The 20,224-nt window shown below is 71.0% G+C and carries 20 protein-coding genes; 10 read left to right on the forward strand and 10 right to left on the reverse strand.

Features of this window, described 5'->3' with window-relative positions; all coding sequences use genetic code 11:
• Nucleotides 1-48 precede the first annotated feature (48 nt).
• Together ACIQAK_RS09305 and ACIQAK_RS09310 are read left to right on the forward strand one after the other, a co-directional pair.
• The gene (locus ACIQAK_RS09305) at nucleotides 49-3,156 is read left to right on the forward strand and encodes a glycoside hydrolase family 3 N-terminal domain-containing protein (protein ID WP_366387824.1); all 3,108 of its coding nucleotides are present in this window, start codon (nucleotides 49-51) and stop codon (nucleotides 3,154-3,156) included.
• Nucleotides 3,157-3,214: 58 nt separating this feature from the next.
• On the forward strand, nucleotides 3,215-4,597 hold the full coding sequence (locus tag ACIQAK_RS09310; RefSeq protein ID WP_366387651.1) for a hypothetical protein: 1,383 nt from the start codon (nucleotides 3,215-3,217) through the stop codon (nucleotides 4,595-4,597).
• A gap of 308 nt (nucleotides 4,598-4,905) precedes the next feature.
• Here ACIQAK_RS09310 and ACIQAK_RS09315 read toward each other — a convergent pair whose 3' ends face one another.
• Both ACIQAK_RS09315 and ACIQAK_RS09320 read right to left on the reverse strand, forming a co-directional pair.
• Entirely contained in the window at nucleotides 4,906-7,206 is a 2,301-nt protein-coding gene (locus tag ACIQAK_RS09315; RefSeq protein WP_366387652.1) for a FlgD immunoglobulin-like domain containing protein, read from the reverse strand.
• 122 nt (nucleotides 7,207-7,328) lie between these two features.
• Nucleotides 7,329-8,339 carry a YdcF family protein gene (locus ACIQAK_RS09320; RefSeq protein WP_366387653.1) on the reverse strand — a complete coding sequence of 337 codons (1,011 nt, stop codon included), beginning with the start codon at nucleotides 8,337-8,339 and terminating at the stop codon, nucleotides 7,329-7,331.
• Nucleotides 8,340-8,435: 96 nt separating this feature from the next.
• Here ACIQAK_RS09320 and ACIQAK_RS09325 point away from each other — a divergent pair, with 96 nt between their 5' ends.
• Nucleotides 8,436-8,669 carry a hypothetical protein gene (locus tag ACIQAK_RS09325; RefSeq protein ID WP_366387654.1) on the forward strand — a complete coding sequence of 78 codons (234 nt, stop codon included), beginning with the start codon at nucleotides 8,436-8,438 and terminating at the stop codon, nucleotides 8,667-8,669.
• Between the two features lie 50 nt (nucleotides 8,670-8,719).
• On the opposite strand, the gene ACIQAK_RS09330 is transcribed toward ACIQAK_RS09325, so the two are convergent.
• Nucleotides 8,720-9,352 (reverse strand): TetR/AcrR family transcriptional regulator, encoded by a 633-nt coding sequence (locus tag ACIQAK_RS09330; RefSeq protein ID WP_366387655.1) that lies wholly within the window; start codon nucleotides 9,350-9,352, stop codon nucleotides 8,720-8,722.
• Nucleotides 9,353-9,475: 123 nt separating this feature from the next.
• Here ACIQAK_RS09330 and ACIQAK_RS09335 point away from each other — a divergent pair, with 123 nt between their 5' ends.
• The gene (locus tag ACIQAK_RS09335; protein WP_366387656.1) at nucleotides 9,476-10,357 is read left to right on the forward strand and encodes an NAD(P)-binding domain-containing protein; all 882 of its coding nucleotides are present in this window, start codon (nucleotides 9,476-9,478) and stop codon (nucleotides 10,355-10,357) included.
• A 66-nt stretch (nucleotides 10,358-10,423) separates the two neighbouring features.
• On the opposite strand, the gene ACIQAK_RS09340 is transcribed toward ACIQAK_RS09335, so the two are convergent.
• On the reverse strand, nucleotides 10,424-10,609 hold the full coding sequence (locus ACIQAK_RS09340) for a DUF397 domain-containing protein (RefSeq protein WP_366387825.1): 186 nt from the start codon (nucleotides 10,607-10,609) through the stop codon (nucleotides 10,424-10,426).
• Nucleotides 10,546-11,532, reverse strand: coding sequence for a helix-turn-helix transcriptional regulator (locus ACIQAK_RS09345; RefSeq protein WP_366387657.1), 987 nt, complete (start codon nucleotides 11,530-11,532; stop codon nucleotides 10,546-10,548). The genes ACIQAK_RS09340 and ACIQAK_RS09345 overlap by 64 nt, the downstream gene beginning before the upstream one ends.
• 112 nt (nucleotides 11,533-11,644) lie before the next feature.
• Here ACIQAK_RS09345 and ACIQAK_RS09350 point away from each other — a divergent pair, with 112 nt between their 5' ends.
• Together ACIQAK_RS09350 and ACIQAK_RS09355 are read left to right on the forward strand one after the other, a co-directional pair.
• Nucleotides 11,645-12,058 (forward strand): ATP-binding protein, encoded by a 414-nt coding sequence (locus ACIQAK_RS09350; RefSeq protein ID WP_366387658.1) that lies wholly within the window; start codon nucleotides 11,645-11,647, stop codon nucleotides 12,056-12,058.
• Nucleotides 12,059-12,146: 88 nt separating this feature from the next.
• A complete protein-coding gene (locus ACIQAK_RS09355; RefSeq protein ID WP_366387826.1) occupies nucleotides 12,147-13,115 on the forward strand; it encodes an NAD(P)/FAD-dependent oxidoreductase in 969 nt (322 codons plus the stop codon).
• Nucleotides 13,116-13,251: 136 nt separating this feature from the next.
• On the opposite strand, the gene ACIQAK_RS09360 is transcribed toward ACIQAK_RS09355, so the two are convergent.
• Both ACIQAK_RS09360 and ACIQAK_RS09365 read right to left on the reverse strand, forming a co-directional pair.
• Entirely contained in the window at nucleotides 13,252-13,725 is a 474-nt protein-coding gene (locus ACIQAK_RS09360; protein WP_366387659.1) for a hypothetical protein, read from the reverse strand.
• Between the two features lie 125 nt (nucleotides 13,726-13,850).
• Nucleotides 13,851-14,231 carry a helix-turn-helix domain-containing protein gene (locus ACIQAK_RS09365; RefSeq protein WP_366387660.1) on the reverse strand — a complete coding sequence of 127 codons (381 nt, stop codon included), beginning with the start codon at nucleotides 14,229-14,231 and terminating at the stop codon, nucleotides 13,851-13,853.
• Nucleotides 14,232-14,352: 121 nt separating this feature from the next.
• On the opposite strand from ACIQAK_RS09365, the gene ACIQAK_RS09370 reads away from it, so the two are divergent.
• The 3 genes from ACIQAK_RS09370 to ACIQAK_RS09380 all read left to right on the forward strand — a co-directional run bounded on the left by ACIQAK_RS09370 (nucleotide 14,353) and on the right by ACIQAK_RS09380 (nucleotide 16,905).
• Nucleotides 14,353-14,757, forward strand: a complete 405-nt coding sequence (locus ACIQAK_RS09370) for a RidA family protein (protein WP_366387661.1) — start codon at nucleotides 14,353-14,355, stop codon at nucleotides 14,755-14,757.
• A 213-nt stretch (nucleotides 14,758-14,970) separates the two neighbouring features.
• Nucleotides 14,971-15,237, forward strand: a complete 267-nt coding sequence (locus tag ACIQAK_RS09375) for a GlsB/YeaQ/YmgE family stress response membrane protein (RefSeq protein ID WP_366387662.1) — start codon at nucleotides 14,971-14,973, stop codon at nucleotides 15,235-15,237.
• 144 nt (nucleotides 15,238-15,381) lie between these two features.
• Nucleotides 15,382-16,905, forward strand: a complete 1,524-nt coding sequence (locus ACIQAK_RS09380) for a catalase (protein ID WP_366387663.1) — start codon at nucleotides 15,382-15,384, stop codon at nucleotides 16,903-16,905.
• An 86-nt stretch (nucleotides 16,906-16,991) separates the two neighbouring features.
• Here the strand turns inward: ACIQAK_RS09380 and ACIQAK_RS09385 are convergent, their stop codons facing one another.
• Nucleotides 16,992-17,567: an MSMEG_1061 family FMN-dependent PPOX-type flavoprotein gene (locus ACIQAK_RS09385; RefSeq protein WP_366387664.1), complete on the reverse strand. Its 576-nt coding sequence runs from the start codon at nucleotides 17,565-17,567 to the stop codon at nucleotides 16,992-16,994.
• A gap of 313 nt (nucleotides 17,568-17,880) precedes the next feature.
• Nucleotides 17,881-18,504: a YceI family protein gene (locus ACIQAK_RS09390; RefSeq protein ID WP_366387665.1), complete on the reverse strand. Its 624-nt coding sequence runs from the start codon at nucleotides 18,502-18,504 to the stop codon at nucleotides 17,881-17,883.
• Nucleotides 18,505-18,763: 259 nt separating this feature from the next.
• On the opposite strand from ACIQAK_RS09390, the gene ACIQAK_RS09395 reads away from it, so the two are divergent.
• Nucleotides 18,764-19,288 carry a hypothetical protein gene (locus ACIQAK_RS09395; RefSeq protein WP_366387666.1) on the forward strand — a complete coding sequence of 175 codons (525 nt, stop codon included), beginning with the start codon at nucleotides 18,764-18,766 and terminating at the stop codon, nucleotides 19,286-19,288.
• A 128-nt stretch (nucleotides 19,289-19,416) separates the two neighbouring features.
• Here ACIQAK_RS09395 and ACIQAK_RS09400 read toward each other — a convergent pair whose 3' ends face one another.
• Nucleotides 19,417-20,070: a peptidoglycan-binding domain-containing protein gene (locus ACIQAK_RS09400; protein WP_366387667.1), complete on the reverse strand. Its 654-nt coding sequence runs from the start codon at nucleotides 20,068-20,070 to the stop codon at nucleotides 19,417-19,419.
• Between the last annotated feature and the right edge of the window lie 154 nt (nucleotides 20,071-20,224).

The raw sequence follows: 20,224 nt of genomic DNA on the forward strand, positions 1-20,224 counted from the left end.
GTGCACACCGTCCGAGTGACCCACCCGCGAGAAGAGAGAGCCACCCGTATGCACCGCACCCCGCAACCCCGCCCCCGTAAGGGCGGCAGTGGCCGAAGCAGACCCGCGACAGCCGTCCTGGCCGCCGTGGCGGTCCTGGCCACCCTGCTCGCCGGCGCCGCGCCCAGCCAGGCCGCCCCCGAGGACCCGGCCCCCGTCCTCGTCGACCGCTTCGAGGGCGAGGTGCCGCTCGGCAACAACCCGCCCGCCGACGCCATCTTCACCTGGGGCGGCGACGCGGACGACCACCCGCGGCTGAAGCTCGCCGAGCGCGCGGACGCCCCCGAGGGCGAGCAGGTCCTCGAAGGCAGCTACGACATCAGCGCCTGGGGCGGCTTCAGCCACGAGTTCGCCGTGGCCACCCCGCCGCGGAACTGGACCGCCCACCAAGGCATCCGCTTCTGGTGGTACGGCCAGAACACCGCGCCCCTGCCCCCTGGTTCGGGCAAGCGGATCAACTTCGAGATCAAGGACGGCGGGGCCAACGGCGGCGCCTCCGAGCTGTGGAGCACCTCCTTCACCGACGACTGGGAGGGCTGGCACCTGGTGGAGATCCCCTTCGCGGACTTCGTCTACCGGGCCGACTACCAGCCCGTCGGCGGCATCGACCAGATTCTCGGCCTCGACGAGATGTGGGGCTACGCCTTCACCATGCCCGGCGGCGCACCCGGCAGCTTCGCCCTGGACGCCGTCGAGCTGTACGGCAAGGCGGACCCGGCGCTGACCGCGAGCGTGGTCACCGACACGGCCGTGCGCCCGGTGAAGAACGGCGCCGGCGCCGACATCACCCTCTCCGTCGCCACCACCGGCTCCGTCCCCACCGAGGGCCCGGTGACCGTCACGTACGCCACCAAGGGCGGCACGGCGGTGGCCGGCAAGGACTACACCCCGGTCACCGGCAGCCACACCTTCCCCGCGGGCACCGCGTCCGGCACCACGCACAAGGTGACCGTCCGCACCGCGAAGGCGTCCAGGCCCGCCGAGGCGAAGACGATCCCCCTGGAGCTGACCGTCACCGGAGCCAAGGCCCCCAAGGAGACCCCGCAGGTCGTCATCGACGCCCACGGACTCCCGTATCAGAACGCCACGTTGCCGGTGAAGCAGCGCGTCGCGGACCTGCTGGCCCGGATGTCGCCCGCCGAGAAGGCCGGCCAGATGACCCAGGCCGAGCGCAACGCGCTGCGCGCCCCCGGTGACATCGCCGCCTACGACCTCGGCTCGCTGCTCTCCGGCGGTGGCTCGGTGCCCACCCCCAACACCGCCGCCGCCTGGGCCAGGATGGTCGACGCCTACCAGTTGCGCGCCCGGGCCACCCGCTTCCAGATCCCGCTGATCTACGGCGTGGACGCGGTGCACGGCCACAACAACGTCGTCGGCGCGACGATCATGCCGCACAACATCGGCATCGGCGCGGGCCGCGACCCGAAGAGCGCCGAGAGGACGGGCGCGGTCACCGCGAAGGAAGTCCGCGCCACCGGCGTCCCGTGGGACTTCGCCCCCTGCGTCTGCGTGACGCGCGACGAGCGCTGGGGCCGGTCCTACGAGGCGTTCGGTGAGGACCCGGCCCTGGTCGAGGCCATGGAGACGGTCATCCAGGGCATGCAGGGCAGCCCGTCCGGCAAGGACCTGCACCGCAACGACAAGGTGCTCGGCAGCGCGAAGCACTTCGTCGGGGACGGCGGCACCGAGTACGGCTCCGCCACCACCGGCTCGTACACGATCGACCAGGGCATCACCAAGGTCACCCGCCAGGAGTTGGAAGCGGTGCACCTGTCACCGTTCGCGGAGTCGGTGAAGCGGGGCGTCGGCACGGTCATGCCGTCCTACTCCTCCCTCGACATCCTGGGCGACGACCAGGGCCCGGTGAAGATGCACGCCAACGCCGAGATGATCAACGGCGTCCTCAAGGACCGGATGGGCTTCGAGGGCTTCGTCATCAGCGACTGGCAGGCCATCGACCAGATCCCCGGCGACTACCCGAGCGACGTCCGTACGTCGGTCAACGCCGGACTCGACATGATCATGGTCCCGACCGCGTACCAGGACTTCACCAAGACGCTCAAGAACGAGGTCGCGGCGGGCCGGATCAGCCAGGCCCGGATCGACGACGCGGTCTCCCGCATCCTCACCCAGAAGTTCCGCCTCGGCCTCTTCGAGAGGCCGTACGCGGACACCACCCACCTGGACAAGGTCGGCTCGGCCGAGCACCGCGCGGTGGCCCGTGAGGCGGCGGCCAAGTCCCAGGTCCTGCTGAAGAACGAGGGAGGCGTCCTTCCGCTCGAACCGAACCAGAAGGTGTACGTCGCCGGGTCCAACGCCGACGACATCGGCAACCAGGCCGGCGGCTGGACGATCAGCTGGCAGGGCTCCTCCGGGAAGACCACCCCGGGCACCACGATCCTGGCGGGCATGAAGAAGGCGGCGAAGACCCCCGAGTCCGTCACCTACTCCAAGGACGCCTCCGCCGCCACGGACGGGTACGACGTCGGTGTGGTGGTCGTCGGCGAGACTCCGTACGCCGAAGGCATCGGGGACGTCGGCAACGGCCACGACCTGGAGCTGACCGCCGCCGACAAGGCGGCCGTGGAGAAGGTCTGCGCCGCCATGACGTGCGCGGTCCTCATCGTCTCGGGCCGCCCCCAGCTCATCGGCGACCAGCTCGGGAAGATGGACGCGCTGGTGGCCTCCTGGCTGCCGGGCTCCGAGGGCGACGGCGTGGCCGACGTGCTCTACGGCAAGCGCGCCTTCACCGGACAGCTGCCGGTGACCTGGCCGAAGTCGCAGGCGCAGCTCCCGGTCAACGTCGGGGACACGGCGTACGACCCGCAGTTCCCCTACGGCTGGGGCCTCACCACCCTGAAGAAGCCCCCGGCCGGCGGCGAACTGACCCTCGCGGCCCTCGCCCTCGCCGCCCAGGTCGCCGAGAGGGCACACCTGGGGAAGACGCCGGCGGGCAAGGCGATCGTGGACCAGGCCCGGTTGCTGGTCCAGCGGAAGATCGGCGGGAGGTTCACGCAGGCGGTCTCGAAGCCGTTCGCGGAGGCCGACCATCTGCTGCTCACCGGTGACCTGACCGGAGCGGTGGCAAGATTGCGTACGGCGTACCGCGCAGGGTAGGAATCCCCTACTCCAGGCGGGCTACCGCGTTTGTCGCCCGCCTGGAGTAGCGTGAAGTATGAGGAAAAGGCTCTTCCCCACGCTGCTGGCAGGCCTGCTGCTCATCATCGCAGCGGTTGCCCTCGCCCTGACCTCCCCCGCGTCGGCCGCCCCCGCGGCGACGATCACCGACGCCGCCCAGGCCCTGCGCGAGGACCCGGTCTATGTGGACCCGGCCGCCCGCGATCAGCTCTCCGTCGCTGACGAGAAGGCCCTGGAAGCCACCATCCAGAACGCCGACAAGCCGGTCCTCATCGCCGTTCTGCCCGACACCGACGCCTTCCCCGAGGAAGGCCTGCTCCGGACCCTGCGCAGCGACACCGGCATCACCGGCGTCTACGGCATACGCCTCGGCGACGGCTTCGACGCGGGCGCGGACCCGCAGGTCATGCCCGTCCGCGCGGTCGACAACCTCACCGCGTCGGTGAAGAACCCGGCGACCGACACCGACGCGGCCGCCCAGCTCAACGCCTTCACCGACCGCGCCGTCGAACAGGCCCGGGGCACCGCCCCCGCCTCCTGGTCCGGCGAAGGCGGCGCGGCCGACGACGCCGGCGCCCCGGTCGGCGGCCTGATCACGCTCGGGGCTTTGGTGGCGGCGGGCGGCGCGGGCGTCTTCGCGCTCTCCCGCCGTAACAAGCGCCGCAAGGCGGAGGAGGAGCGGGCCGCCCTCGACAAGCTCCGGGTCGTCGTGGACGAGGACATCACCGCGTACGGCGAGACGCTGGAGCGCCTGGACTTCCACCCCGCCGAACCGGGCGCCGACGACACCATGCGCGGCGACTACGAACGCGCCCTGGACTCCTACGAGAGCGCCAAGACCGGGATGGCGAAGGCCCAGCACCCCTCGGACGTCCGCGGCGTCACCCAGTCCCTGGAGGACGGCCGCTTCTCCCTCGCGGTCCTGGAGGCCCGCCGCACCGGCAAGGCCCTCCCGGCCCGCCGCCCTCCGTGCTTCTTCGACCCACGCCACGGCCCATCGGTCGCCGACGTGCTCTGGACCCCCTCCGGCGGCGCGTCCCGCGAGGTCCCGGTCTGCGGTGCGGACGAGGTCCGGCTCAGCCAGGGCGAGGACCCCATGAGCCGTACGGTCGACGCCGGAGACGGCAACCGCCGCCCGTACTGGGAGGCGGGCCCGGCCTACGGGCCCTGGGCCGGCGGCTACTTCGGCGGCGGCCTGCTCCCCGGCCTCCTGGTCGGCACGATGCTCGGCTCCATGCTGGCGACCCCGGCGTACGCCTCCGAGTACGGCGGCGGTGACTTCGGCGGCGGCGCGGGCGGCGAATGGGGCGGCGGCGACTTCTCCGGCTCCGACTTCGACTCCTCCGGCTTCGGCGGCGGAGGCGGCTTCGGCGACGGCGGAGGCTTCGGGGGCGGCGGGTTCGACGGAGGCGGCTTCTGAGCGCTCAGGATCTTCGCGCCAGGACCGTGGCTGGCAGGACCTCAGCGCCAGGACCGTGGCTGGCAGGACCTCAGCGCCGGGAGCGCGGCTGGCGGGATCTCCGCGCCGGGAGTATGGCTGGCGGAATCTCAGCGCCGGGAGTATGGCTGCCAGGATCTTCGCGCCAGGAGCCTCCTACAGCTCCCTCAGCGCCCCGGGTTCCGGCTGATCCCCTCAGCCGGGGCCCGGGGTCCGGGGCTCGGCCCGGGAGCCGGGGGCGGCGGACGGCCGCCCCCGGCCAGGTGCGCTCGGCACACGGCCGCCCACGCTCAGCCGGTGGTCACCCGCAACGTGCCCGACACCGTGACATCGGCGCCCGAGCCGTCCGAGGGCGCGGCGGTCAGCCGCCAGGTGTAGCCGCCCGCCGGGACCGGCTCGCCGGCGGCGGACGTACCGTCCCAGCCGACCCGTACCGCGCCGCGCGTGTCCTCGCCCGTCCACGTGCGGACGGTCTCGCCGGTCGAGCGGCGGACGAGCGTCAGCTTCCAGGACGCGGCCGGCCTGGACAGCCACCACGCGGCGTTCCACCCGCCCGCCGCCGTGGCGGGAACGGAGGAGTGGGCGACGCTCAGCGGGGAGACGGACTGCTGCGGGGCGGTGACATGGACGGTGTCGTCGGTCCCGACCCAGGCGAGCTTGCCCGCGTCCGCGTCCAGGGTCCAGGTGGTGCCGCGCCCGTCGCCCTGTGCGGGCCGCTTCAGACCGGTGACGGTGCCCAGGTCATCGGTGGAACCGTCGGGACGCAGAGCGGTCAGCCGCAGATCGCCCGACGCCTCGCGGGCGGCCAGGAACCGGTCGCCCAGCAGGACCCCGGAGACCGGGGCCGGGTAGTCGCGGCGGGTCGCCGTGTCGTACACGCCCGCCGCGTCCTCGGAGGCGCAGCTCCAGTACAGCAGGGTGCCGCTGCGCTGGAGCTCGCCGGGCACACAGTCGGCGCCGAGATCGTGACTCGCGGTCGCCCGGCCGGAGCGCGGGTCCACCACGTTCACCGTGCCGGGCCTGCCCGGGGCCGACTTGATCAGCCGGTCCCCGTCCAGCACCGCGCCCTGCGCCCGCTGGTCGCGGACGACGAGGTCACGGGCGGTGTCGACGACGTACTGCCGGCCGCCCGCCTCGTACAGCACGAACTCCGGCGCGGCGTCGAGGATGCGGCCGCCCGTGCCGGGCAGGAGCAGTCCCTCGGACTGCCGCTCCGGGTCGTCACCGGTCACCAGGGTGTCCTTGCCGGTGCCGGGAGCGGTGACCAGCCGGGCCAGCCCCTCGTCCGTACCGTCGGCGAAACGGCCCGCCGCGAGACCGGGGAAGTCGGCGAGCCGCGCACCGTCCTCCGGGTCGAGGCCGGTCCCGACGGCCTTGCCGTGCAACGTGTCCTTCCCGGCCAGCGCGTTGACGTACCGCAGCCGCCCCCGGTCGAGGCTCAGCGCCCCGATCTCGCCGTCCGCCGTCCTGACCTCGGGTACCTCCCGCATCACCAGGTCGAAGACGGTTCCATTGCCGTCCTGGGAGAACATGTGGATGGCCCGCTTGCCGTCGGCGTCCTTGCCCAGTGCCAGCACGTCGCCGTAGCCCTCGGCCCGGAGCTGCGCGGACTCCACCGTGGGCAGGAGCGTGCGCTCGGTGTCCGCGCCGGTGATGGGGGTGAGGCGCAGCGGACCGCCGACGCCCTCGTGCCAGACGATGTTGTCCGCCACCACGAACGAGGTGACCTCGCTCTCCGCGGACTGTGTGGCGAGCGGGACGACCCGGGGGGTACCCGTACCGCTCCGGGGCATGACCCGGACCCCCTGGCCGCCGCTGCCGTTGCGCGAGAACCAGCTCACGGTCATCTGGGTGAGGCGGAAACTGCTCGCGTCGCCGGTCACGGGCAGCGGCTTCACCCGGCCGTCGTACGCGGTCAGGATGCCGTAGCCCCGGGAGCCGTCCGCGAGGCGGTAGCCGATGAGGACCTCGCTGCCCTGCCCGCCGAGCACCACGGGCCGGGCGTCCGTGGTGGCTCCGGCGGGCAGCCGTACGACGGGATCCGCCGACGCGGCGCCGCCCCGGGCCACCCGCATCTCGTACGTCCCGTCGCCCTTGTCGACGGTGGCCACCACCCAGCCGCCGGCGAAGCGCAGGTTGAGGTAACCGGCGGGCACGGTGATCGTGTCGGTGAAGCGCGCGTCCTCGATGCCGATCCGTACGACGTCAATCCCGCCGTCCGCGCGCTGCTGGGTGTAGATCGCCCGGTTGTGCTCGTCGTGGCCCCCCACGAGCAGTTCCTCCGACACGGACGCGAGCTCGGTGACGACCCTGGTGCGCCTGTTGTACGAGTTCGTCCAGAGGTAGTCGCCGCCCTCGCGGTGCAGCACGCCGTACCTGCCGGTCGCCAGGACCGTCTCCGGCCCCTCGCCGTAGGCGTCGGGCGCGGGTATCAGGACCTCCGCCGCCTCCGCTTTCCCGGCGGCGTGTGCCGTGGCCGGCAGCGCCGTGGCGAGCCCGGCGGCCAGCGCCACCGCGACCGCCGCCGCCCCCGCGGCCCGCCCGGTACGTCGGCCTCGGTTGTAGCTGTTCGTGTACAGGTGTCGAGACACCTGACCCCCCTTGTCAGTTGACCGATAGTGCGCATCTGCGATGCGAACGCGATCAACCTTATTTGTATGTGGGGAAGTTGTGCACCAGACATGCGCGATCAGCGATACGGGGATGCTCCTCCCTACCTCCAGGCCACCCACCAGGCAGCCACCCCGCCGAGGACGATCAGCGCACACATCACCACGTTGCTCCGCCGGTAGTCCACGAGGATCGCGGCGAACTCGCGCAGCGTCGCGTTGGGCCAGAAGTACGCGGCGGTGGGCGATCCGACCACCTGCCCCCGGATCCGCACCCGGCGGGCGGTCAGGGCGGCGCGGAAGGCGTGGTAGTTGTTCGTGACGACGACGCACCGGTAGTCGGGCTTGGCCCGCTCCATGATCGCCTTGCTGAACCGCAGGTTCTCCTCGGTGGTCGTCGACCGGTCCTCCCGCTCGATCAGATGGGCCGGGAATCCCTCGGCTATCAGGTGGTCGGCCATGGCGTGCGACTCGGGCAGCTCCTCGTCCGGCCCCTGCCCGCCGGAGGTGATGAGCACCGGAGAGCCCCCGCGCTTGGCCAGCCGCGCATGCACGGCCTGCCCCCGCTTCAGCCGGCCGGCCAGCAGCGGCGGCACGGTGGAGCCGCCGACGAGCCCCGAACCGAGCACCACCACGAAGTCGGCCTTGCGGCGCACGCGCAGCCGCCCGTAGAGGAACGCGTAACAGACGAAACACAGGAAGAGGAACGAGAAGTAGAGCGCCAGCCCTCCGGCGGCGACCGCGACCCCGGTCAGCACCGGGTTGCGCACGCTCACGGCGGTCACCAGCAGCGCGACGACCCCGACGATGGCGAGGGCGGCGGCCAGCGAGAGCAGGTTGGAGGGGCTCCTGCCTTCCTTGCGCACCATCCGTACGCCGTTGACGAACAGGAAGTACGTCAGCAGCAGGACGGCCACCGCCCCCACCGCCAGCAACGACCAGGCCGCGACCACGCCCGAGGCGGACTCGGACCGGATCAGCAGGTAGAGCCAGGCGGCCACCGCGCAGAGGACGGCCAGCCCCAGGATCACGGCGTTGCTGAACTTCCTGCGGTCGTGCAACACGCTCACGCAGAAGACGAGGAAGAGGAGTGCCGCGGGGGCGTAGACGAGCATGGGCACAGAGTAGGCGGCGGGGTGCGGGCGGCGGACGGCGGTCCGCTCCGGGAATCGGGGCGTGCCCTTTACGGACTCCGAGCCGTTTAACCCGGCATGAAGAAGCGAAGCGTTCTCGCCGTCGTCACCCTCGCCACCGGAGCGGTCATCGCCGCGATCTCCCCGCCCCCCGGAGGCGGGGACACGGCTCACGCTGCCGAGCCGCCCATCAGCGTCGGCGCGCTGGACAACGTCGGCGAACTCGGCAAGCTCGTCGACGGCGCGGCGGAGACGACCTCCTCCACCGCGGGCACGGTGACCACGACCCTCTCCGAGGCCCGGTTCAGCTGAACCGGCCGGCAGCACACGGCGGCCCACCGGGAAACCGGTGGGCCGCCGTGTCATGTCCCGCTGCGTGAGGCGGAACGCGGCCGGTCCGCACCGGGGCGGGGCGGCTCGATCCCGTACGACCGGACGAGGCGGGCCAGCTGTCGGCCCGTGGCCAACAGGGGCTCCTCGTTCCGGTTGACCTGAGCGGTGACCTCGGCTCCCTCCACGGCGTTGATCACGGTGGTCGCCACCTCCCGGGCGTCCCCGGCCGGGAACCCGCAGCCCGCCAACTTGTCGAAGACGAGCCGCTCCCAGCTGTTCAGCGCCTCGGCGCACGCCCGCTGGATGTCGGAGTCGGCGCCGAGCGTCTCCAGGGCCGCCGCCGTGACCGGACACCCGTCGACCCAGCCCGATTCCCTGAGCCCGGAGGCGAGTTGGCGCGTGCAGGAGAGCACCGCCTCGGCCGGGTCCGCCTCGCTGTCCAGGGCTTCCCGCAGGAGCGACGCGAACTCCTGGCCGCTGTAGCGGATCGCGGCGACGGCGACGGTTTCCTTGCCGCCCGGGAAGAAGTGGTAGATCGAGCCGAGCGTGGCCTGCGACTCCGCGGCGATCTGCTTGATGCCGGTGCCCACGTAGCCCTGCCGCTGGAGGAGACGCGCGGCCGCCACGACGATCCGGTCCCGGGTGCTGGTCTCGGTCTGCATGGTGTCACTGTAGCGGGCACTAAGTAGAGCGTTCGTTCTAGATCTGTGCTAGCTTCCTGGGCAGCGCGCTAAATAGAGCGTTCGTTTTAGTAACAGGAGAGCATCATGAGCAGGGGGAGTGTCATGAGCAACACGCAGCGCACGGTCACCGTCATCGGTCTCGGCCCCATGGGCCGGGCGATGGCCGCTGTCCTACTCGACCGGGGATACGCGGTCACCGTGTGGAACCGCACCGCCTCCCGCGCGGACGACCTGGTGGCCCGGGGTGCGGTCCTCGCGCCGAACCCCGCCGCCGCCGCGGCCGCGAACGAAGTGGTCATCCTCAGCCTCACGGACTACGCGGCGGTGTACGACGTACTGGAGCAGGCCGCTCCGGCCCTGGCCGGCCGGGTCCTGCTCAACCTCACCTCCGCCACCCCCGAGGAGGCCCGCACCGGCGCCCGCTGGGCGGCCGGACACGGTGCCGTACAGCTCACCGGCGGCGTCAACGTCCCACCCTCGGGCATCGGGCAGCCCGAGTCGTCCACCTTCTACAGCGGGCCGCGCGAGGTGTTCGACCGGCACAGGCCGGTGCTCGAAGCGCTGACGGGCCGGGCCGAGCACCAGGGCGAGGACCCGGGCCGCGCCGCGCTCCTCTACCAGATCGGCGTGGGCATGTTCTGGACCTCCATGCTGGGCTACTGGCAGGCCATCGCCCTCGCCCGCGCGAACGGTCTGACGGCGGCCGACATCCTGCCGCACGCCGACGACACGGCGAACTCCCTCACCCAGTTCTTCGCCTTCTACACCGACCGCATCGACGCCGGAAAGCACCTCGGCGATGTCGACCGGCTCGCCATGGGGATGGCGAGCGTGGAGCACGTCCTGCAAACGAACGCCGACGCGGGCGTCGACACAGCCCTCCCGGCCGCGGTCGTCGACCTGTTCCGCCGGGGCATGGAGGCCGGCCACGGCACGGACAGCTTCTCGGCCCTGGTGGAGGTGATGGGGAAGCCCGCGAGATAGTCCGGCAGGCTGGAGCCCTGCCTACGGTGAACGGGAGAGGAAGGCGCCGACTGGGCGGACAGGCGGCTAGAGGGCGGTGCTGCTGCTGTGCACGAAGGCGCCCCAGGCGGCGGGCTCGACGGTGAGGACGGGGCCGTCGGTCAGCTTGGAGTCCCGGATGTGGACGGCGGAGGGGTGGGCGGCGACCTCTACGCAGTCTCCGCCGTCACCGTTGCTGTAGCTGGACTTGCGCCAGTGGTAGGCGACCTCGATGCAGTTTCCGCCGTCACCGTTGCTGTAGCTGGACTTGAACCAGTGGAGGGCGGTGTGGCAGGGGGCCGGGTGTGCTGCGCGGGACATGTCTCTCCAAGCAGTGCGTCAAGCAGTGCGTCCAGTAGCCGGGCGCTCTCCTCGACGGTGAGCGCCTGGGAACGCAGCATCCCATACCTCTGCATAAGAGCGCTGACGTCGGCCGGGTCGTCGTACAGCTCTGCGCGCAGCTGGCCGTCGATGTAGGCGAGCTGATCGTGGTCGGGCGTCTCCAGCAGGACGAGCGGCCCCGCGAGTCCGGCGTGCCGAGGAGTGTTACGAGGCATGATCTGAATGGTGACGAACGGCAGATCCATGCAGCGCCGCAGATAAAGAAGCTGCTCCCGCATCACTTCGGGATCACCCAGCTGGGTGTGCAGGATGCTCTCCTCCAGGATGAAGTGGAGGATGGGCCGGGGCTTGCGCTCCAGGATCTTCTGGCGGTCGAGGCGATCCGCCACCCGCTTCTCGATCTCCTCCTCTTCGAGCGGCGGGTAGTTGCAGCCGAAGATGAAGCGTGCGTACGCCTCGGTCTGGAGCAGCCCCGGAATGAGCTGGGACTGGTACGAGAACAGGCTCACCGCGCCCTGCTCGTACTGCACGAAGTCCCTGACCAGCGCCTGGTAGCGCTCCTTCCTCGGGATCCTCTCCACCGCGACGCGCAGTGCGCCTTTGGTGTCCAGTAGTTCATCGAGCTGGACGGCCAGGTCCAACTGAAGGGCCCGTCGCCCCTGTTCGATGGAGGCGATGGTGTCCTCGCCGACCCCTACCCGCTCGGCGAGGCCGGCCTGGGTCAGGCCGGCGAGTTTGCGGAAGTGGCGCAACTGCGCCCCGACCAGCTGCCACGAAGTGACCCGCCTGATGCCGCTCTGCTTTCCCGGTTGCATGAGATGGCTCTCCCCTTTTCGCCCCGCTGTCCACCCGTCAGAGGTCGTACAGATTGTTTTGTACGGCCTTCCGCTCTGCTTCAGCGTAGTGACGGTGTGTGAGCGTGGAACCATGAACGAGACAACTCAACTCCCCTACTTCCGCACGGCCTTCTACTGCCGAGACCGCAGCTCCATCCCGGTCGTACGCAGGTTCACCCGCAAGGCGCTGATCGACTGGGAGTGCGAGGAGCGCGCGTATGACGTACTGCTCTGCGTCACCGAACTGGCGACCAACGCCCTCCGCCACGGCGTCCCGCCGGGGCGTGGCTTCAGGGTCCAGATCTTCCTGGAGCGGATGGAGAGGGCGCTCCGGATCGAGCTGCACGACAGCGGCGACGGCGAGGTCCGTGTGGCGGACGGTCTCCCCGGCGTGGAGGACGAGGGCGGCCGTGGGCTGTTGCTGGTCTCGGCGCTGGCGGACAAGTGGGGGGTGGCGGAGCGGAACCCCGGCAAGATCGTGTGGTGCGAGTTCACCCTCGGGTGATCCTTGCCGTTTCGGCAAGCACATTTGTCGTTCCGGGGTGACCTGCGCGCACTATCTCCACCAACTGGAGGTGGTCCGCATGACCGACATGCAGCAGCAGCGGTACGACGTGGTGATCGTGGGAGGCGGGGCGGCCGGCCTGAGCGGGGCGCTGACCCTGGCGCGGGCCCGGCGCTCGGTGCTGGTGATCGACGCGGGGGAGCCCCGTAACGCTCCCGCGTCCCATGTGCACAACTACCTGGGCCGCGAGTCGACCCCGCCGGGCGAGCTGCTGGCGATCGGCCGGGGCGAGGTGGCCGGGTACGGCGGGGAGATCGTGGAGGGTCGGGTGGCCTCGGCCGAGCGGCTGCCGGGGGAGGGGGACCAGGGCTTCCGGGTGGTGACGGAGGGCGGCGCCATGGTCGAGGCGCGCAGGCTCCTGGTGACGACGGGGCTCGTGGACGAGCTGCCTGCCGTACCGGGTCTGGCCGAGCGCTGGGGGCGTGAGGTGCTGCACTGCCCGTACTGCCACGGCCGTGAGGTGGCGGACCGCCCGGTCGGGGTGCTGTCCACCGGCCCCCTCGCCGTACACCAGGCGCTGATGTGGCGGCAGTGGAGCGACGACGTCACCCTTTTCCGCCACACGGGCCCCGGGCCGACGGACGAGGAGTACGAGCAGCTGGCCGCGCGCGGAGTGGCTGTGGTGGACGGCGAGGTGACGGGGCTGGAGGTCGCGGACGGCCGTTTCACCGGCGTACGCCTGGCAAGCGGCCGGGTGATCCCGCGTGAGGCCCTGGTGATCCAGGCCCGCTTCACCGCCCGCTCGGCCGTACTCGAATCGCTGGGGCTGGTCCCGGTCGCACAGGAGATGGGCGGTGAGGTGATCGGCACGTACATCCCCACCGACGCGGTCGGCGCGACGGAGGTCCCCGGTGTCTGGGCGGCGGGCAACGTCACCCGCCTCACCGAACAGGTCATCGGCGCCGTAGCTGCCGGGCTCATGGCGGCAAGCGCGATCAACGGCGACCTGATCGCCGAGGACACCCGCAACGCGGTGGAGGCACGGCGGCGCGGCTGAGCGGCGAGGAAGGGAAGTTGCCTGACGGGGCGTCGCCCCGGGTGGCGCTACACCGGGCCGTGCGGCTCGCGCCACATCCCCCACAGCGTGGGGGGAGCAGACCGGCATGACCCTGGTGTGACCTCCTGAACCACCGTCAGGACAGGCCGGGACGCTCCGCCTTCGGTGCCCTCTGCGCAACGGCGTACGCACGCAGGGCGATTGCTGCCCAGATGCCCGCCAGGACCAGCGCACCTACCGCCATGGCGGCGAGCTCCGGCGCCTCCGGGCGCCAGCCCAGGGAGAGGCGCGTGCCCACGAGAAGAAGGATGACGGTGATCGTGCCCGGGGAGGGGACCGGCACCCTGGCCGCCGCGGCCCGCAGCACGGCTGCCGTCGCCAGGCCGGTGACCGCCCAGGCGCCCAGGTAGAGCCAGGGTGACCCCGGGGCGGCGCCGAGCAGCCCGTAGTCGTCGGGGCCGAGGCGGAACAGCGAGCCGGCCCAGCCCAGGCCCAGCCCGAGGGCGGTGACGCCCACCACCCACAAGGCGTGGCGCCACAAAGGGCCGGGCCGCACGGTCACTTCTTCGTAAGCATGGCCGCCCGGATCGGACGGGTCCAGAAAATCCATCACACCAGAGAGACGCGCGGAGGGGGCCTTGCGTTGCGTCGAACGGCCGATCACCTGACCGAATCAGGCCGTCGCCGTCGCCGTCGCCGCTGTAGCTGTACCTGTCGCTGCCGCCGGCACCGGGCTCAGCTCACGAAGCGGTGGCGGGCCTGCTCGATGTGGCCGAGGTACTGGTGGGTCCAGTCGCACATGCGGTGGACCGTCCCCCGCAGGCCCTGGCCCGGCTCGGTGAGGGTGTACTCGACCTTCGGCGGCACGGTGGGGTACACCGTCCGCCCGACCAGGCCGTTGCGCTCCAGCATGCGCAGGTTCTGGGTGAGCATCTTGTGGCTGATGCCGTCGACCTCCTTGAGCACCTCGCTGAAGCGCAGGGTGCGGTCACCGAGGGCCTCGATGATCAGGAGCGCCCACTTGTTGGCGACGTCCGAGAAGATCTCCCGCGCCAGGGAGTCCGCACGCCGCAGGTCCGCCTCGTCGGGCGAGCCGCTGAACTGCTTGGTCACCATGAGGTTCCTCCGTCACGCATAAGTGCGTTCTTCCACGTCAGGGCCGACTCTCCTACGGTTCCTGAGTAACCACAAGAGACCGGAGAATCCCGGTCTCCCCGAGCATGAGGAGGCGCGGAACATGGCCATCACCCTGTTGGACCCGGAGGGACTGCCGAAGATCGGCGTGTACCGGCAGGTCGCGGTCGCCACGGGCTCGAAGCTCGTCTTCATCGCCGGACAGGTCGCTTGGGACGCCGACGGCACCACGGTCGGTGCAGACCTCGCCGCTCAGGTCGAGCGGTGCTACCTGAACATCGGGACGGCCCTGGCCGGGGCCGGCGGGTCCTTCGACGACGTGGCGAAGCTGTCGGTGTACGTCGTCGACTGGACGCCCGAGAAGATGCCGCAGTTCTTGGAGGGCGCGGCCAGGGCGGCGGTGAAGCTGGGCGTCACCCCGGTCCCGCCGGGCACGCTGGTGGGCGTCGCGGCACTCGACGTACCGGAGCACCTGGTGGAGATCGAGGCGACGGCGGTCCTGGACTGAGCTCGTTCCGGTTCCTGGCCCCGTCCTTGCCCGTCCTTGCCCGGCCCATCCAGGCCCGTTCGGCCGTCCGACGTAACGCGGGCGGACGAATAGTGGCGCCCCCGGGTGACAAGCGGGGTGTGGTGCATGTGTGAGCGTCCGCTGAGGGGATACGCGGAGGGGGCCGGGAGCCACGAGGGTGCCGGCATGTCGGCAACGTAAAGGGAGAACTTCGTGAGCATCATCGCCTGGATCCTCATCGGCCTGTTCGCGGGACTGATCGCCAAGGCGCTGACTCCGGGCAAGGACCCGGGGGGCTGTCTCCTCACGATGGTGATCGGCATCGTGGGCGGGCTGCTCGGCGGCTGGCTGGGCAAGGTGATCTTCGGTGTCGACTCGATCGACGGATTCTTCAGCTTGTCGACGTGGATCGCCGCCATCGTCGGTTCGGTGATCGTTCTGCTCGTCTACCGCCTGGTCACGGGGAAGCGATCCCGCTGACGCGTTCGGGTCGTCGGGTGGGAACGATGCCACGACGGGTCGACTCATCCGCTTCTGCCTACATTGGCAGAGGGCCATCCGCGCAACCGCAGTAGGAGACACCGCCGACACGTCTGCGGAAGACAAACAAGAGGAAACGACGACGTGACCGAGACCTCGCGCAAGCCGACCACCTCCGACTCCGGCGCCCCGGTGGAGAGCGACGAGCATTCGCTCACCGTCGGCCCGGGCGGGCCGATCCTGCTCCAGGACTCGTACCTGATCGAGCAGATGGCCCAGTTCAACCGCGAACGCATCCCCGAGCGTCAGCCGCACGCCAAGGGCAGCGGTGCCTTCGGGAAGTTCGAGGTGACCGCGGACGTCTCCGCGTACACCAAGGCCGCGCTGTTCCAGCCGGGCGTCACGACCGACCTGGTGATCAGGTTCTCCACCGTCGCCGGGGAGCGGGGCAGCCCGGACACCTGGCGTGACCCGCGCGGCTTCGCGGTGAAGTTCTACACCAGCGAAGGCAACTACGACATGGTGGGCAACAACACCCCCGTGTTCTTCGTGAAGGACCCGATGAAGTTCCAGCACTTCATCCGGTCCCAGAAACGCCGGGCGGACAACAACCTGCGCGACCACGACATGCAATGGGACTTCTGGACCCTCTCGCCGGAGTCGGCCCACCAGGTCACCTGGCTGATGGGCGACCGCGGTATCCCGCGCACCTGGCGCCACATGAACGGCTACACGTCCCACACGTACATGTGGATCAACGCGCAGGGCGAGCGGTTCTGGGTGAAGTACCACTTCAAGACCGATCAGGGCATCGAGACGTTCACGCAGGACGAGGCCGACCAGATGGCCTCCGCGGACACGGACTACCACACGCGTGATCTGTTCGAGCACATCCGCGACGGGGAGTACCCGAGCTGGACGCTGAAGGTCCAGATCATGCCGTACGAGGACGCGAAGGACTACCGGTTCAACCCGTTCGACCTGACCAAGGTGTGGCCGCACGGCGACTACCCGCTGATCGAGGTCGGGCGGATGACGCTGGACCGCAACCCCACGGACAACCACGCGGAGATCGAGCAGGCGGCCTTCCAGCCGAACAACCTGGTCCCGGGTATCGGCCCGAGCCCGGACCGCATGCTCCTGGCCCGCCTGTTCAGCTACGCGGACGCGCACCGCTACCGCATCGGCGGCAACTACCAGCAGCTCCCGGTCAACGCCCCCGTCGCCCCGGTGCACACGTACTCCAAGGACGGAGCGATGGCGTACCGGAAGACCACGGACCCGGTCTACGCCCCCAACTCCAAGGGCGGCCCGGCGGCCGACACGGAGCGCTACGGCACCCCGCCGAGCTGGTACGCCGACGGGGACATCACCCGGGCGGCCTACGTCGACCACGCCGAGGACGACGACTGGGGCCAGGCGGGCACGATGGTGCGCGAGGTCCTGGACGACGCGGCGCGGGACCGGCTGGTGGACAACGTGGTCGGCCATCTGCTCAACGGCGTGACCGAGCCGGTGCTGCAGCGGGCGTTCCAGTACTGGGTGAACATCGACAGCACGATCGGCAAGCGCATCGAGCAGGGCGTGCGCGCGAAGGCCGACGAGAAGGACCCGAAGGCGGCACAGCAGGCGAACCCCGCCCGCTCGTCGATGCAGCACAAGGCCTGAGGCCCGTCCCGCACTCCGGAAGGCGCCGATCCGGCACGCACAGCAGGCCCCCACCCCGTTGTCCACGGGGTGGGGGCCTGCGGCTGTCACATCTCGCGGTCGGCCGCCGCCCCCTCCCACGTCTCCGGCGCCCACACCCCCGACCGCCGCAGCGCGTTCGAGCAGTGACGGAAGATCTCGTCGATCTCGACGACCATGGCCAGCTTCGGGCGCTGGCCCCTCACGGTCATCGCGTCGAAGAACGGGGCGTCCGTGAGGATGCGGGCGCGGCCGTTGACGCGGAGCACGTCCATCGCGCCGGGTATCAGGTAGAGCAGGCCCACGTGCGGGTTGGACAGGATGTTGTGGAAGCTGTCCGCCCGGCGGTTGCCCGCGCGGTCGGGGAGGGCCAGGGTGCCGGGGCCCAGGACGTGGGTGAAGCCGGGGCCGTCGCCGCGCGGGGTGACGTCGCAGTTGCCGGCGGCGTCGGAGGTGGAGACCGCGCAGAACGGGGAGCGGGCCAGCAGGTCCAGGTCGTCGTCGGTGAGCCGGTCGTGGACCTTGTCGATGACGATGGGGTGCGGGGTGCCCAGGATCTCGCGCAGCTCGTCCGCCGAGCCCAGGGGCACGGCCCCGGCCGGCGGGCCGGAGAGGGGGGCGGCGGTGTCGGCGGCGTACGACAAGGAAGGGCTCCGTACTCGTGGGGTGCGACAGCGCGCGGTCGAACAGGCGCCGTTAGGTTGACCTTACTTCGGGCCCCCTGACCTGCCTTCTTCGGGGTGCGGGGTTGCGGAGGTGCGGGGGTGCCGGGGTGCCGGGGTCGGGTGCCGGGTGCCGGGTGCCGGTGCCGGTGCCAGCGTGCGAACGGTTGCGCGCCGGGGCACCCCCCCGGTCCGGACGCGCCGATGAGCGCGCCCCGCCGTCCGGACGCGCCGATGAGCGCGCCCCGCACCCGGATCTCCCGGGTGCGGGGCGCGCTGTCGTACGCGGAGCGGGTCACGCCTGCGGTGCGGCCACCTTGATCGCGGAGATGTCGAAGGTCAGCTTGACCTTGTCGCTGACCATGACCCCGCCGGTCTCCAGCGCCGCGTTCCACGTCAGCCCCCAGTCGGAGCGCAGGATGTCCGCGCCGCCCTCGAAGCCGACGCGCTCGTTGCCGTAGACGTCGGTGGCGGAGCCGTTGAACTCCAGGTCGATGGAGAGCGGGCGCGTGACGTCCTTGATGGTCAGGTCGCCGGTGATGCGGTACGCGTCGCCGCCCAGCTGCTCCGCCCGCGTCGAGCGGAACGTCATCAGGGGGAATGCCTCGGCGTCGAAGAAGTCGGCGCTGACCAGGTGGCCGTCGCGGTCGGCGATGCCGGTGTCGACGCTGGCGATCTTCACGTCGATGGCGGCGGAGGAGTTCGCCGGGTCGGTGCCGTCCAGGGTCAGGGTGCCCTCGTGCTCGCCGAAGGAGCCGCGCACGTTGGTGACCATCGCGTGCCGCACGGTGAAGCCGATGCTGCTGTGGGCGGGGTCGATGGTGTAGGCGCCGGTCAGGGCGGCCAGCGCCGGGTCCACCGCGGGAGCTTCGGTGACGGCGGTCGGGGCGGCGGTCGGCTTGCGGGTGAACAGAGCCATGGCTCCTCCTCGGGGGACGGGTGCGAGCGGTGCCGCGCGGGGGTGGCGCAGGTGCGTCGCCGGTGTTGTTTAACCTTCAACGAGATTGACTGTAACCCGGTCTTGTTCAACTTTCAACCTTCTCGTCCGCAGGGAGTGCCGCTCCCGGGGTCGCCCTCTGGCGGACGCGCGTAGAGCTCGGGCGCTATCTCCCTGCCAGGCGTGTGCGGCCCCGCACCCGTACGCGCGCTGTTTTGTCATGAGCAGGAGGAAAGTCCCCATGATGAACCGCCCACGACTCCGCTCCGCCCTCACCGCCCTGGCCCTCGTCCTCGGCGCCCTCTTCGTCCCCGGTGTCGGTGCCCTCGGCAGCGGTGCCACCGAGGCGCACGCCGTCACCAAGCTGACCCACGCGCAGGCGACCTCCCGGTTCAGCTCCTCCGGGATCACCTGGTCGTCCTCGGGTGGCTGCTCCAACCGCAACGTCCCCACCTGCACGTCCTTCGACCAGCTCAACCTGCCGACCGCCCAGGGCGCCCAGACCCTCAAGAGCGCCACCGGCTGCGCGCTGAGGATCACCGGCGGCACGGAGACCGGGCACGCCGGCGGCACGTACTCGCACTGGAACGGCTACAAGCTCGACTTCGCCAAGAGCACCTGCCTGACCAACTACGTCACCGGCGTCTTCACCTACATCGGCGTACGGGGCGACGGCGCCCGCCAGTACCGGTCCGGCTCCGGCAACATCTACGCCGACGAGGGCAACCACTGGGACGTGACCTACTACAACTGCGGCGGCTGCTGACCAGCCGGCCGAGGGGGCGGACCGCCCCGTGCCAGGGGCGGTCCGCTCGCGTGCGGGGATCAGCCGATCAGGTCGACGGGGGCCGGTCGCCCGGATCGAGCGGTGTCAGCCGGTCGGGTCGTCGGCGATCAGTCGATCGGGTCCACGGTCGGTCCCTCCCGCTCCAGCAGGTCCCGGGCGAACCGCTCCCACTGTGCGTACCGGTCGGGGTGCGCGGACCGCTGCACCGCCTGGCACGCGGCACCCGGATCCATCGACTCCCAGCCGTCGATCTGGAGCAGCCCCGGGTTCCTGGTCGGCGAGGGCAGCCCGTAGAAGGACTTCGACGCGGTCGGGACATGGGTGATCTGCTTCGCCGTACCCCAGCCCATGCTCGGGCGCTGCTGGAAGATGCCGAGCGAGTCGTGGTCCACGGCGCTCGTGTAGTTGACGAACTTCGACTCCTGCATGGCCGTCATCAGGGCGATCACCTGGGCCTGCTCCGGGAGGTCCGCCCCTTTGCCGACGCCGATGACCGTACGCGCGTGCGCGAGCTGTTCCGGACCCAGGTCGGACGGGTCGGCGAAGACCGCCCGCAGCTCGCTGTCCGGAGCCGTCCTGAGCAGGTGGGCCGTCGCGGTGTCCACGCGGCCGGTGGGGGTGAGGCCGTAACTCTGCTGGAAGGTGCGCAGGCCCTGGGAGGTGGGGGGCGGGGGAGCGGCGTGGGCGTAGGCGGGGGCGGCCAGCAGGAGCCCGGCGGCGAGGACCGCGAGCGTGCGGTGGGGGAGCCTGTTCTTTCGCATACCGAACGTTTCCGGGACGCCGAAACGAAAGTCAAGGATGCCGTGAATAGTATGAATTGAGGGTGTGTTGTCGGCCCGAGGTGCCCATGCCGGCCGGACGTGGGAGTGCCCCCGCCGGCCGGGCCCGGCAGGGGCACTCACCTCCCGGCGGCGG

Source organism: Streptomyces sp. NPDC088706 (assembly GCF_044752765.1).
Classification (GTDB): Bacteria; Actinomycetota; Actinomycetes; order Streptomycetales; family Streptomycetaceae; genus Streptomyces.